Source organism: Candidatus Ulvibacter alkanivorans (assembly GCF_003333325.1).
GTDB lineage: Bacteria > Bacteroidota > Bacteroidia > Flavobacteriales > Flavobacteriaceae > Ulvibacter_A > Ulvibacter_A alkanivorans.
The window spans coordinates 24,892-38,374 of sequence record NZ_QOLC01000051.1 but is presented as its reverse complement, the minus strand read 5'-3'; the positions used below and the strand labels follow the sequence as shown (position 1 = coordinate 38,374).

Annotated in this window: 14 protein-coding genes; 6 read left to right on the top strand and 8 right to left on the bottom strand. The window is 41.6% G+C overall.

Translation table 11 applies throughout. From position 1 onward, the window contains the following. The first annotated feature begins 33 nt into the window (after positions 1–33). The 3 genes from DWA30_RS03440 (at position 34) to DWA30_RS03430 (ending at position 2,887) form a co-directional block, all read left to right on the top strand. Complete coding sequence (locus tag DWA30_RS03440) at positions 34–324, top strand: HU family DNA-binding protein (RefSeq protein WP_114491144.1); 291 nt, start codon at positions 34–36, stop codon at positions 322–324. A 331-nt stretch (positions 325–655) separates the two neighbouring features. Continuing rightward, entirely contained in the window at positions 656–2,206 is a 1,551-nt protein-coding gene (locus DWA30_RS03435; protein ID WP_114491143.1) for an Rne/Rng family ribonuclease, read from the top strand. A 207-nt stretch (positions 2,207–2,413) separates the two neighbouring features. Then, complete coding sequence (locus DWA30_RS03430) at positions 2,414–2,887, top strand: regulatory protein RecX (protein ID WP_114491142.1); 474 nt, start codon at positions 2,414–2,416, stop codon at positions 2,885–2,887. A 4-nt stretch (positions 2,888–2,891) separates the two neighbouring features. Here the strand turns inward: DWA30_RS03430 and DWA30_RS03425 are convergent, their stop codons facing one another. The 3 genes from DWA30_RS03425 to DWA30_RS03415 all read right to left on the bottom strand — a co-directional run bounded on the left by DWA30_RS03425 (position 2,892) and on the right by DWA30_RS03415 (position 6,200). Next, positions 2,892–3,755 (bottom strand): cupin-like domain-containing protein, encoded by an 864-nt coding sequence (locus DWA30_RS03425; RefSeq protein ID WP_114491141.1) that lies wholly within the window; start codon positions 3,753–3,755, stop codon positions 2,892–2,894. A 146-nt stretch (positions 3,756–3,901) separates the two neighbouring features. Then, complete coding sequence (bioB, locus tag DWA30_RS03420) at positions 3,902–4,990, bottom strand: biotin synthase BioB (protein WP_114491140.1); 1,089 nt, start codon at positions 4,988–4,990, stop codon at positions 3,902–3,904. 46 nt (positions 4,991–5,036) lie between these two features. Next, a complete protein-coding gene (locus tag DWA30_RS03415; RefSeq protein WP_114491139.1) occupies positions 5,037–6,200 on the bottom strand; it encodes a beta-ketoacyl synthase N-terminal-like domain-containing protein in 1,164 nt (387 codons plus the stop codon). A gap of 64 nt (positions 6,201–6,264) precedes the next feature. Between DWA30_RS03415 and DWA30_RS03410 the strand changes: the two genes are divergently transcribed. Further along, on the top strand, positions 6,265–6,702 hold the full coding sequence (locus DWA30_RS03410; RefSeq protein ID WP_114491138.1) for a cytochrome c oxidase assembly factor Coa1 family protein: 438 nt from the start codon (positions 6,265–6,267) through the stop codon (positions 6,700–6,702). Here DWA30_RS03410 and bioA read toward each other — a convergent pair. From bioA to DWA30_RS03395, 3 genes are read right to left on the bottom strand one after another with little or no spacing between them, the layout of a single operon-like run. After that, complete coding sequence (gene bioA / locus DWA30_RS03405) at positions 6,691–7,965, bottom strand: adenosylmethionine--8-amino-7-oxononanoate transaminase (RefSeq protein ID WP_114491137.1); 1,275 nt, start codon at positions 7,963–7,965, stop codon at positions 6,691–6,693. The genes DWA30_RS03410 and bioA overlap by 12 nt on opposite strands. A gap of 20 nt (positions 7,966–7,985) precedes the next feature. Beyond that, complete coding sequence (gene bioD, locus DWA30_RS03400; protein WP_114491136.1) at positions 7,986–8,618, bottom strand: dethiobiotin synthase; 633 nt, start codon at positions 8,616–8,618, stop codon at positions 7,986–7,988. 25 nt (positions 8,619–8,643) lie between these two features. Further along, on the bottom strand, positions 8,644–9,822 hold the full coding sequence (locus DWA30_RS03395) for an aminotransferase class I/II-fold pyridoxal phosphate-dependent enzyme (RefSeq protein ID WP_114491135.1): 1,179 nt from the start codon (positions 9,820–9,822) through the stop codon (positions 8,644–8,646). A gap of 142 nt (positions 9,823–9,964) precedes the next feature. Between DWA30_RS03395 and DWA30_RS03390 the strand changes: the two genes are divergently transcribed. After that, positions 9,965–10,396 (top strand): MgtC/SapB family protein, encoded by a 432-nt coding sequence (locus DWA30_RS03390; protein WP_114491134.1) that lies wholly within the window; start codon positions 9,965–9,967, stop codon positions 10,394–10,396. Between the two features lie 13 nt (positions 10,397–10,409). Next, positions 10,410–10,949: a GNAT family N-acetyltransferase gene (locus tag DWA30_RS03385; protein WP_114491133.1), complete on the top strand. Its 540-nt coding sequence runs from the start codon at positions 10,410–10,412 to the stop codon at positions 10,947–10,949. Between the two features lie 353 nt (positions 10,950–11,302). Here DWA30_RS03385 and DWA30_RS03380 read toward each other — a convergent pair whose 3' ends face one another. Then, a complete protein-coding gene (locus tag DWA30_RS03380; protein ID WP_114491132.1) occupies positions 11,303–11,581 on the bottom strand; it encodes a F0F1 ATP synthase subunit delta/epsilon in 279 nt (92 codons plus the stop codon). A gap of 56 nt (positions 11,582–11,637) precedes the next feature. Beyond that, the gene (gene atpD / locus DWA30_RS03375) at positions 11,638–13,143 is read right to left on the bottom strand and encodes a F0F1 ATP synthase subunit beta (RefSeq protein ID WP_114491131.1); all 1,506 of its coding nucleotides are present in this window, start codon (positions 13,141–13,143) and stop codon (positions 11,638–11,640) included. Positions 13,144–13,483 lie beyond the last annotated feature (340 nt).

Genomic DNA, 13,483 nt, shown 5'->3' with positions numbered 1-13,483 from the left:
AAACCTATTTAGTATTAATTAAAAAAAAGAAGAATGACGAAAGCAGATATCGTAGCGAATATTTCAGAAAAATTAGGAATGGAAAAAGGAGATGTTCAAGCTACTATAGAAACCTTTATGGAAGAAGTAAAAAACTCATTAGAAGGTGGTGATAATGTATACCTAAGAGGATTTGGAAGCTTTATTATCAAGAAAAGAGCTGAAAAAACCGGTCGTAACATTTCAAAAAACACAACGATCAAGATTCCTGCACACAACATCCCTGCATTTAAGCCTGCAAAAATCTTTGTAGAAGGAGTTAAGACGAACGTCGAAGTAAAATAATTAGAATAATAATCCGTCCCGCGTTTTTCGCGGGACATTTAAACAAAAATTAATATGCCTAGTGGTAAAAAAAGAAAAAGACATAAGGTAGCAACGCATAAGCGCAAGAAAAGAAGACGCGCGAACCGCCACAAGAAAAAGTAGTTTCCAACTACTTTTTTTGTTGGTAGCATTCAAAAAACGTTCTTTGAAAATGAGATCATTTGGTTTAATACCTTAAAACTAGTATGATTTCGACGGGTTTATTTCCGCAGTAATGTGGAATAACAAAAAACCTGTGATAAAATATTGTTTAATCCATCCGCCTCAGGCGGACAAAAATTAATGACAAGTGAGCTACGAATTATTCATAAGATCCAGTTCACAAGAAGTTGATTTTGCCCTTACTAAAGATGGAAAACTACTTGAATTACACAAAGAAGAAGAGGATAACAAGTTTACGGTAGGTGATATTTTTATCGCCAAGATCCGAAAAACTGTTCCTGGTCTAAATGCCGCATTTGTTAATGTTGGTTACGAGAAAGATGCATTTTTGCACTATCACGACTTAGGCCCCAAAGTTCTTTCTTTGTTGAAATTCGTAAAACGTGTAAGCACAGGTAAACTTAAAGACTATTCTTTAAAAGAATTCCCATTTGAAAAAGAGATTGATAAAAATGGAGGCATTAACCATGCATTAAAATCCAATCAATCTATTCTGGTACAAATTGTAAAAGAACCTATTTCCACTAAAGGACCACGTATAAGCTCCGAGCTTTCTATAGCCGGACGTTATATAGTATTGGTTCCCTTTTCTGATCGTATTTCGATCTCTCAAAAGATCGAATCTAAAGAAGAAAAAGAAAGGCTAAAACGCTTGATCACAAGCATACGGCCCAAAGGATTTGGCGTTATTATACGCACTGTAGCAGATGGCAAAAAAGTAGCAGAACTGGATAGAGATTTACAAAATCTCATGGATCGCTGGACAGCGATGTGTAAAAAGCTACAGGGAGCGCACCACCCAAGCAAGGTGCTAAGCGAGTTAGACAGAGGAGCATCGATTATTAGAGATGTATTCAATGATTCATTTTCGGCAATACATATCGACGATGAAACACTCTACTTGCAAATAAAGGATTATGTGCAAGAAATTGCACCTAATCAAGATAATATCGTTAAACATTACGACTCGAAAGTTCCAATTTTTGAAAAATTTGGAATTGAACGTCAAATAAAAACTTCTTTCGGAAGAACCGTCTCAGGTAGCAAAGGTGCCTATTTGGTGATAGAGCATACAGAAGCCATGCATGTTATAGACGTGAACAGTGGTAACCGTAGCAATAAATCTAAGAATCAAGAAGACACTGCCCTAGAAGTTAATTTGATCGCAGCCTCTGAGGTAGCGAGACAATTGCGACTAAGAGACATGGGCGGGATCATTGTAGTAGACTTCATCGATATGGGAAGCGCTGCAAACCGCAAGAAACTGTACAATCATCTTCGCGATGAAATGAAAGACGATAGAGCAAAACATAAAATTTTGCCGCCAAGTAAATTTGGCTTAATTCAAATTACCAGACAACGGGTACGGCCCGAGATGAATATCAAAACTCGAGAAGAGGATCCTAATAACGTTATTGGAGAATCCGGAGAGATCGAAGCGCCTATTATCGTTGTTCAACGCATTACCGAAGATCTAAAAAGGATCTTCAAAAAAGACTATAAAAAGATCACGTTACATACGCATCCTTTTATAGCGGCCTTTTTAACCAAAGGTTTTCCATCTGTGCGCACCAAATGGTTTATGGAGCACAAAAAATGGGTAAAAATTCAACCACGCGATGCTTACACGTATCTTGAGTATCACTTTGTCGACAAAAGCGGCGAGGAGATCAAATAAATTAAACCCTCCAAAGTTACTTCTTGTAGCTAAAGAGGGTTTTTTTATGTCCAAATTTTGGCAATCTTCTTTTTGTTTTTTTGGGCGTTACCCGCCACTGGCGGGTCAGGCATTCGGGGCTACACGATAGCTTCCCTCATTCCTTAACGCAAACTTCATCTGCACATATCAGCTGCAAAAAGTCATGAGATTAGCTATCTTCGCTACATGCAAACGCATAAAACATATACGGTAGATGAAGCCAAAGCGCGAATGGAACGCTATTGTGCCTATCGTGAGCGCTGCCATAAAGAAGTGCTTCAAAAATTAAAACAATTACGCATGATCCCCGAAGCGTGCGACCAGATCATCCATCACCTTATTACTAATAACTACCTCAACGAAACGCGTTTCGCTCAAGCCTTTGCTCGTGGTAAGTTCCGAACAAAGAAATGGGGCAAGCGACGCATTGTTCGAGAATTGAAATTTCGTGATATTTCTAAGTACAATATTTCATTGGCGCTAAAAGAAATTCCGGAAAGCGAGTATTACGCAACGTTCGATGCCTTAGTTAAGAAACGACTTGGTCAATTAGTTACCGAGAAGAACCTTCAGAAGAAAAAGAAAAAATTAGCCGATTATCTGCTGTATCGCGGATGGGAATCGGAAATGGTATACGAAACGGTACGTGAAATTAGGTAATCGTTTACGAAAGACCTAACTTCTTATGGGTTCTTGTGATCGCTTTTTCATTTTTACGATCTATCCATTCTTGGCCCTTCCAACGTCGCATCAAGTTGTCGAAATGACGCATCCAGAATATATTATAAATCGCTTTCCCTAAATTCTTAGGGTTGCGGGCAATCGCTCTAAGGCTCATAGAAAAACCGGGGGTAATATAGCGCATATAGTGCCAATAACCTTCCGGCATATACAAGACTTCTCCGTGTTCAAGGTGTGTTTTAAAACCTTTCGCCTGCTTCAGTGCCGGCCATTTCTGGTAATCGGGATCGGCAAAGTTGATGTCTTCTCGCGTTATTAACGAATGTGGAATCTTATATAGATAATCGTTTTGATCTTGATCGAACAAGATCACCTCTTTCTTTCCGTGGAAATGAAAATGAAAGATATTGGCAAGATCAATATCATAGTGCATAAAAGTATACGAATCGGTACCCCCAAAGAACAACATAGGAAGCCCTTTCATAAGCCTAATGCCAAAGTCGGGATATGAAAAATCGTTTTGTAACTTCGGAACCTCCTTAAGGATATTCCAAAGAAAAATACGATACTTGGTGGGTTCTCGCTTTAACAACGCGATATAATCCCGCATGTTCATCTTAGCATGCGGCTCGTTAAATCCGTCCTCATGTGTTACCGGGCGATCGTCGTAGAGCGGTACCTCCTTATCGCCTGCTACCTCGGCCATATAGTCAAGATCCCATTTCTTTACAGCAGGCCAATCCTCCACAAAACGCTCAATCACTACCGGTTTTTGTGGTTTAAAGTACTTCGTAAGAAAATCTTCCTTACTAATGGTCTCTACTCTGTCTATCTCCTGTAATTGCATGCAATTGTGTAACAAATCTAAGGTACAAAACTAAACAATTTAGTTCCATTGAATGAATATCGCATTATAACCAATCCAGACACCAATTCAATACAAAAAGTTGGCGGCGGCCAACTTTTATAGTACACGACGCTATTTAACTTATATTATCTTTTTGCTTTTACCTTGGCAGCCTCGTTACGTTCAATTACATGACCGGGTCGTGACCAGCGAGGTTTTTCTCCCAAGGGTAGGTGTTTCGAATCTTGTGCTTCTACCGTTTCCGGCTGCGACTTTTTCACAAAAGGTTTTTGAGGTTGTAGTCCAAGTAATTTGAACATCTCCATATCCTCGTTCACATCGGGATTAGGAGTCGTTAACAATTTATCTCCTGCAAAGATCGAATTAGCCCCTGCGAAGAAGCACATTGCCTGACCTTCACGGCTCATATCGGTTCTTCCGGCAGAAAGTCGCACTTGGGTTTGCGGCATAACAATACGGGTAGTAGCCACCATACGAATCATTTCCCAAATCGATATCGGTTCTATTTCCTCCATTGGTGTTCCGGGTACAGCTACCAAAGCATTAATGGGTACACTTTCGGGTTGCGGACTTAAGGACGCCAAGGCTACCAGCATTCCAGCGCGATCTTCCACGGCTTCTCCCATTCCTATAATTCCTCCGCTACAAACAGTAACATTGGTCTTACGTACGTTTCCAATGGTATCCATACGGTCTTGATAGGCTCGTGTTGAGATTACATCTTTGTAATAGTCTTCTGAGGTATCTAAATTGTGATTATAAGCATACAATCCTGCTTCAGCTAGACGTTGCGCTTGATTCTCGGTGATCATCCCCAAGGTACAACACACTTCCATATCTAATTTATTGATGGTACGCACCATTTCCAAGACTTGGTCGAACTCTTCCCCGTCCTTTACATTTCGCCAGGCAGCGCCCATACAAACACGCGAACTTCCCGATGCCTTTGCACGTAATGCTTGTGCTTTTACATGCGAAACGGTCATTAGATCGTTCCCTTCAATATCGGTGTGGTAACGTGCGGCCTGCGGACAATACCCACAATCTTCGGGACAGCCTCCGGTTTTTATAGACAACAAGGTAGATACCTGTACCTGATTAGGGTCGTGATATTCGCGATGAACAGATGCTGCTTCGTAAAGCAACTCCATCATTGGCTTGTTGTAAATTTCTAGTATTTCTTCTTTGGTCCAGTTGTGTTTTATCGTACTCATAGAATCGTGTGATGATTTCAAAAATAATTAAAATAACGGTTTCCCCTTAAGGTTTAGAGAGAATTATACTAACAGCATTTCCACCAAATCCAACCGCATTGATCATGATGGTTTTTAATTCCTTCGGAAGGTGCCTGGCATTTGCATAAAATGGGTTCTCTATAAATGAATTATGTTGTAACATATGTATCCCCATTTCTATACTCATCATTCCTGAAGCTGCAAATGTATGCCCCAACATCCACTTGTTGGAGGTCAGTAATGGCAACCTAGCTTCAAATACATTCTCGATCGCATTTTTTTCGGCCATATCACCTTTAACCGTTCCTGGTGCATGTAAGATGACGACATCTACGGTCTCAAGTTCCGCTTTGTCGAGGGCTCGTTTCATTGATCGCTGAAAACAATCGGCATTCTTCGATATCGAACTTCCATGTTCTAAGGTTTCCGAAGCAAATCCGAAGCCTTCTATGACTGCCATACTAGCATCAGATACCCCTCTTTCTAGAACAGCTACACCGGCAGCTTCCCCCAGTACCATGGTATTTTTCTTTTTCTGAAAACGCATCGACTCGCACGCAAAATCATGTGCTAGGTTCGAATATAACTTCAATGCCTGCATTTGGGCTAAAGTGAACGGAGTTAATGCCGATTCACTTCCGCCTGCAATAAAGACATCGGCCATTTCAGATTGCAACCATGCTATCCCGTTTAACAGTGCATGCATAGCGGTAGAACAAGTTACCGAATGATCTATATGAAGACTTTCCACTCCAAGCTCCTGTGCCACCCAGGAAGATATATTTCCCAATGTAGTTGTAGGAGAGGTATAGGCAGACACTTGTTTATTCGTGAGATAATCGGTATGATATTTTTCAAAAAGACCTGTAGCACCACGTGAGGAACCAATGTTGATCGCCACGTTCTTATTTTGAAAATCATAAGAACCAATGGCGTTGTTCGTAGCGAGCATTGCCAATAACACCGACCGATCTAGTTTGCTGTAGGACGTATTTTTTTGCTGAAGTTTTAAGAGCTCCGAGGTTGCTTCCGAAGTAATTTCAGAAACCCAAACCGGTCTAATGTCATCTTGCAGTGCTTTTTTATGAAATAACGGCTGCCCTTTCTTGTACGTATCCCACACGGTACGCGAACTGGTTCCTAAAGCAGAAATACTGCCAATGCCGTTAATTGATATTTTATGCTGCAATTTTTTGTACTTTGGAGCAAAAATAACGGTTCTACCGTTTAGAACCGAGTCTAAGCTTCATTAAATGGAAGAAAATATTCGTCGCAAAAATTGGTTCGGTAGAAACTGGAAATGGGCTGTTCCTGTTAGTGGTTGCCTATTATTTATAGTGTTGATAATCGCTTTTGTAGGCACCGTCTTTGTTGGAGTCACTTCTATCTTTTCTGAATCTGAGCCTTATCAGGAAGCCTTTACTAGAATAGCTCAAAATGAACGAGCCGTCGAAATTTTGGGAGAACCCATTGAAGCAGACGGAATGATTCGCGGCAATATTAATTATACGAATGGAGATGGCACGGCCGATTTCGAAATTCCGGTTAAAGGCCCAAATGGTGCCGGAATTATACATGTGTTAGGCAGCACGACCAACGATGATTGGGAATATGAAACACTACGCTTCGAAGCAGCCGGTACAGGCGAAACTGTCGATCTATTAGAAGAAACTCCGGCCTTAGAACAATAAAAAGCTCTGCTCTATACTCTGGTAGATCTTATCTAATTGTGCATCGGTAATAACATAAGGTGGGAGTACATAGATGGTATTCCCCAACGGTCGTAAAAACACACCTGCATCCATAAAATGCCGAAACAATTGATTTCGTACCGAACCATAGCGCTCCATACTAACGTCTAATTCCAACGCAAGAATGACTCCCTTACAACGCACGCCTTCAACCTTTGGATGTGCTTTTATTTTTTCTGAAAATGAGCGATGTCGTCCTGCTATCCGTCGAATTGCATCTTGAATGTCTTCCGAAGTTAACAGATCGATCCCCGCGATCGCAGCCGAACAGGCTAACGGATTTGCACTATAGGTATGCGCATGAAGAAACCCTTTTTCAACGGCGTCATCTAAGAACGCATCATAAACAGCCTGCGTGCAACTTGTAATTCCCATAGCGGCCATGCCGGCAGTTAGAGCCTTGCTCAAACACATAATATCGGGTTGAGTATTCAAAACGTTAGACGCGAAATGCACGCCGGTTTTTCCAAACCCGGTCATTACTTCGTCGGCTATACATAAAACGTCATTTGCTTTGCACACCTTTAACAGCTCCTCTAGTGCTGCCGCCTCGTGAAATTTCATGCCTGCGGCACCTTGTACCAGCGGTTCGTAAACAAAGGCCGCACACGGTTGAGTGTCGATCAAATGCTTTAATTGAGACACTACTTTTTTCACATTATGGTTAGTAGGAACAGGAATTCGCACTACTTCTAAAAAAAAGTCTTCGAACGGACCGTTATACACCGAAAGGCCCGAAACACTCATTGCGCCAAATGTATCGCCGTGAAAGCCATTTTCGAAAGCAATAAGTGTAGTTCGCTTTTGCCCTTGATTAAAATGATATTGCAATGCCATCTTAATAGCAGCCTCCACTGCCGTAGATCCATTATCGTTAAAGAATATTTTTTGTTGATCCGATGGAAGAATTGCAATAAGTTTTTCAGATAGTTCGACCGCAGGGGCATGAGTAAAACCGGTAAAAACAACCTGATCTAATGTGAGCAACTGCTGTGATACCCGAGAGGTGATCTGCGGATTGCAATGGCCGTACATAGCAGTATACCAAGACGCGATACCGTCTATATATTCATTTCCTTCCTCATCATAAAGCACTGCTCCCTTCGCTTGAACGATCCCAATAGGTGCATCACTGGTTTGATGTTGCGTCAAAGGGTGCCAAATATGTGCTTGATCGCGCTGCTGTAAACTTTTGCTCGCCATTTATTTGAGTTTCTAGAAATTTATTTGTCTTTGGTCTTGCTAAACTTCGATCTAAAAAGTTCGGCATATTCGCGAATCACATTCTCATCAAAATAAGGTTCTTCTGAAATGCGTCCTAGGATCTTTACACCACTCATTTTGGCAATGATCGATTCGCTGCTAGGATGTTCATCACCACTGAAAATAATTCCGAAGACATCAAAATTACGTTGCTTGAGTTGTTCGACCGTTAATAACGTATGATTTATACTTCCTAAATAATGTCTAGACACCACTATCACTCGATCGGCCGGATGAATAAGGTCCATGATAGTTTCCGAAGCATTTAAAGGCACTAGTAATCCGCCGGCTCCTTCCACGATCAAGTTGTTCTCGGTCTTTGGGCGTTTTATTTTTTTTGCTGAAAGTGATACGCCGTCGATTTCGGCAGCTGCGTGCGGACTCATCGGTGCAGTTAAATTAAACGCACTTTCGTGAAAAACGGTCTTAGAATTAGAAACCAATCGTTGCACTTTATTGGTATCTGTATTGTCCAACTCCCCTGCTTGCACCGGCTTCCAGTAATCTGCTTGAAGGGCCTCGGTAAGTATGGCCGAAGCAACTGTTTTACCTACTTCGGTCGAAATTCCGGTTATGAAATAAGTTGTATTCATACCTGCAAAGATACAGGCTCAACATTTAATCTAATTGAATTGGAGCAAGGTTTTTTAATGCACTTTTCAGCGCTTTAAACAAGGCGTTGAGCTCACTTTCGGTTGTATGACTATGCAAGCAAATTCGAAGTCGCTCTTGTCCTTTAGGTACGGTAGGACTCATTATAGGCTTGATATCGAAACCATCATTTTGAAGTTGCAACGCGATTTGTTTGACCTGCTCATTGCCTTGTATCACACAGCTGTGAATGGCAGCCGAACTTTCGATAAAATAAGGTGAGAGTCCGTTTTCGTTTAATTTCGATCTAAATAGCCCTAATACCTGTTGTAAGTTGGTATGTGCTTTGCTTGTTTTCAATGCTTCATAAGCAGCTAATATAGTAGCCACCGAATGTGGAGGCAGAGCGGTAGAGTATATAAAACTTCTGCTAAAATTAACGAGGTACGATTTCAAATGCGAATTACACAGTACAGCTGCTCCATGACAACCTAAGGCCTTTCCGAAGGTAATTATACGAGCGAAAACAGCTTGCGACAATTGTAACTGTTGGACCAAGCCAGCACCATTTTCCCCACACACCCCAACTGCATGCGCTTCATCTAGTATCAATTTACAATCGTATTCATTGCAACAAGAAACCAATGCGTTAAGATCGGGCGCATCACCATCCATAGAGAAAATAGATTCTGTAACCACGTAGGTCTCTCGTTGGTTAAGCCCAGTTTTTTCTTTAGAGCCCTGCTGTGCCAGCAACTGCTGCAACTGCTGTAGGTCGTTGTGTTTAAATTTAAAAGCTTTTGCCGCACTCATTCTAATTCCGTCCCGAATTGATGCATGACAAAGCTCGTCGAACAAAATTAGGTCATCCCGTTGGGGGACACTGCTAAAAAATCCTACGTTCGCATCATAGCCACTATTGTAGATTAGGGCCGCCTCACTCTCGTGAAAGTTTGCAATGAATTCTTCCGCCTTGCGGTATAGGGCATGATTTCCTGTGAGCAGTCGTGAACCGGTAGCGCCATTACACCTTAAATCGTGCTCTTTTAATAAAGTGGCAGCTCGTTTATAGATCGCTTTCGATTTGCTAAAACCCAAATAGTCGTTCGAGGAAAAGTCAATTAGATCACTTTGAGCACGTAACTCGCGTAACGAATTATTTGTTTTACGTTCTTCTAATTTTTTCTGAAGTTTCTTCGGAAGCATATTTCAAAGATAGTGAAGCTAATTGTAAGCATTAATACTGTTACAACATTTTGAAAATGCTTTTTTTTAGTGCTCGGCACAACTTGATCTACGCGTATATTTTCAATTGATTTTTAGTAACTTTAATTAAAATTAGAATATTATGGAAGTGTACGAATTCGCGCTGCGTATTGGCTGTGCGATTGCGGCCGGAATACTTATAGGGATAGAGCGTGAGTTTAAAAACAAAAGTGCCGGACTCAAAACTAATATGCTAGTGGCGTTGGGAGCAGCTGTGTTTGTAGCGATTTCAGTTCGCTTTATAGGTGATGATTATGTAGACAGCACCCGTGTATTAAGTCAGGTGGTGATAGGCGTAGGGTTCTTAGGTGCAGGAACTATTATTCAACGAGGTAAAGACATTCACGGACTTACAACAGCAGCCACTATTTGGTGCAGTGCTGGGGCAGGATGTTTGGCAGGTTTCGGACTCTATTGGGAGCTGGCCATACTCACCGTGGTGGTCGTGATAATCAATTATTTATTTGGAATTATAGATGATAAGATCAGTAGAAATAAAGATGATGAGTCCTAAATAGCTTGTAACCATGATACACTACGTGCGCGTTACTAATCCGGAGGAACTGCAACAAATACTAGAACTGCAACAGGAAAATTTACCTACCGCGCTTTCTTCCGAAGAAAAGCAACAAGAGGGCTTTGTAACTGTTCACCATACACTTGACCTGCTAACTAGAATGAACGAGCGCTGTGCTCATATTTTGGCAAAAGATGGTGATACGGTTGTGGGGTATGCACTATGTATGCATAAAGATTTTGGCGAAGAGATCGAGATTCTTAAACCCATGATCCAAGAGATTGAACGTGTAATAGCATTAGACGACACGATTAACAACTATATCATCATGGGACAGATCTGTATTGCGAAAGCGTATCGCGGACAAGGGATCTTCAGGAAACTCTATGAAATGATGCGAATAGCGGTGATTCCAAAATTTGAAACGATCATCACTGAAGTAGACACAGACAATCGGCGTTCGTTAGCAGCCCATAATGCCATTGGTTTTAAGACCCTATCGCGTTATAGGGCAGAAGGAAAGAACTGGTGGTTGATTTATCTTAATTAACACTACATTGTCATTCAGAGCGAAGCGATGAATCTCTTTGTCATTCAGAGCACAGCGAAGAATCTAACAATAACAAACACAAATCAAAAGATCTCTCACATACGTTCGAGATGACATACCACTGTCATTCAGAGCACAGCGAAGCATCTCTTGTCATTCAGAGCGTAGCGAAGAATCTCTTTGTCATTCAGAGCGTAGCGAAGAATCTAGCAATAACAAGCACAAATCAAAAGATCTCTCACATACGATCGAGATGACATACCTCTGTCATTCAGAGCGAAGCGAAGCATTTCTCCAAAAAAAAATCCCGAGCCATATAGCTCGGGATTATTCTTATAAGTACAGTGCAGTCCTTAATCGGCTAGCACTATAATTTTGTTGTCCTTACATTCCACTGTTCCACCTTGAATGTCCATCACCCATTTTCCATCGGCATCTTTTACGAACTTCTTTTCAAAGCCTTCGGCGATAGTAGGGTTTCCACGGAATTTCACCGAACCGGGCCCCAATAAAGAGACGATGGCTGCGTGATTGTTCAACATCTGGAAAGGTCCTTCCACACCAGGTACGGTTACCGACTCAACTTCGCCGGATACGATAGATGCTTCAGGAGTTACAATTTCTAAGTACATAGACAAATTTATTTGTCGTTCTGAACTTGTTTCAGAATCTATTAAAATTTATTTTCTTAGGCTTCAGCAAGCATTTTCTCACCGGCCTCGATCGCTTCCTCGATAGTCCCTTTAAGGTTGAAAGCGGCTTCCGGTAAGTGATCTAGTTCACCATCCATGATCATGTTAAATCCTTTGATGGTCTCTTTAATATCTACCAGTACACCCGGTATCCCTGTAAACTGCTCTGCTACGTGGAAAGGCTGTGATAAGAAACGTTGCACACGACGTGCACGTCCTACCGCCATTTTATCTTCTTCAGATAATTCCTCCATACCAAGGATAGCAATAATATCTTGTAATTCTTTATAGCGCTGTAACAACTCTTTTACGCGTTGTGCACAGGCATAGTGCTCATCACCTAAGATCTCTTTCGTTAAGATACGAGAGGTAGAATCTAACGGGTCTACCGCAGGATAAATACCAAGCTCTGCAATCTTACGAGACAATACTGTTGTCGCATCCAAGTGAGCAAAGGTTGTCGCCGGTGCCGGATCGGTAAGGTCATCCGCAGGTACATAAACCGCCTGTACCGAAGTAATCGATCCTTTCTTGGTAGAAGTAATACGTTCCTGCATGGCTCCCATCTCGGTTGCTAATGTAGGCTGATATCCTACCGCCGATGGCATACGACCTAATAGTGCCGATACCTCAGAACCTGCTTGTGTAAATCGGAAAATATTATCAACGAAGAAAAGTACATCTTTTCCTTGACTGTCACCTGCTCCATCACGGAAATATTCTGCAATGGTCAAACCAGATAACGCCACTCGAGCACGTGCTCCAGGAGGCTCGTTCATCTGTCCAAATACGAAGGTTGCCTTACTTTCTTTCATCGCTTGCTTGTCTACTTTAGACAAGTCCCATCCGCCTTCTTCCATAGAGTGTAAGAAATCATCACCATATTTGATAATTCCAGACTCTAACATCTCACGAAGCAGGTCATTTCCTTCACGAGTACGCTCTCCTACTCCTGCAAATACAGACAAACCACCGTGTCCCTTTGCAATATTGTTAATCAACTCCTGGATCAATACCGTTTTTCCTACTCCGGCTCCTCCAAATAATCCAATCTTACCTCCTTTTGCATACGGCTCGATCAAATCGATTACTTTAATACCGGTAAATAATACTTCGGTAGAAGTTGATAGATCTTCAAATTTTGGTGCTTCACGGTGAATTGGAAGTCCGTTCTCACCAGATTTCGGCAAGTTTCCAATTCCATCGATTGCATCACCAATCACGTTAAATAAACGACCGTATACCTCTTCACCAATTGGCATTTGTATAGGCGCTCCGGTTGCAACTGCATCTACACCACGGCTCAAACCATCGGTAGAGTCCATAGAGATGGTACGTACCGTGTTTTCACCAATGTGAGATTGTACTTCAAGGATCAATAAATTTCCATTGTTATCTACTTCAAGAGAATCGTAGATCTTTGGAAGTTCAGCACCATTCGCGAACTCAACGTCCACTACCGGGCCAATTATCTGTGCAACTTTTCCTGTAACTTGTGACATGTTGTAGGTGTTTAATTTTTAGTTGGATAAGGCTTTGTTCCTTACCCCGTTTTTGAACGGTGCAAAGATAGTTTTTTCTATTCAAATTTTACAATGGAAATGACGAATATTTTAATGGCTTTTTTTGAACCATTCTCGACCCTTATCTTGGGGGCTTGCCTAAGCCGTCCCAAACTTCAATAATTCTTGAATACTTCACCGCCTCGTCTTAGTCAACCGCGCTTTTCGCGCTACAAGCCTGCCTGCCAAATCGGTCAGGCATGGGCAGGGTAGCTAGCTGCAATCGCTGCCCCGACTCCTTTTGTGTAGGAAGTAACTAAGAAGAACGCTCAAGATCTCG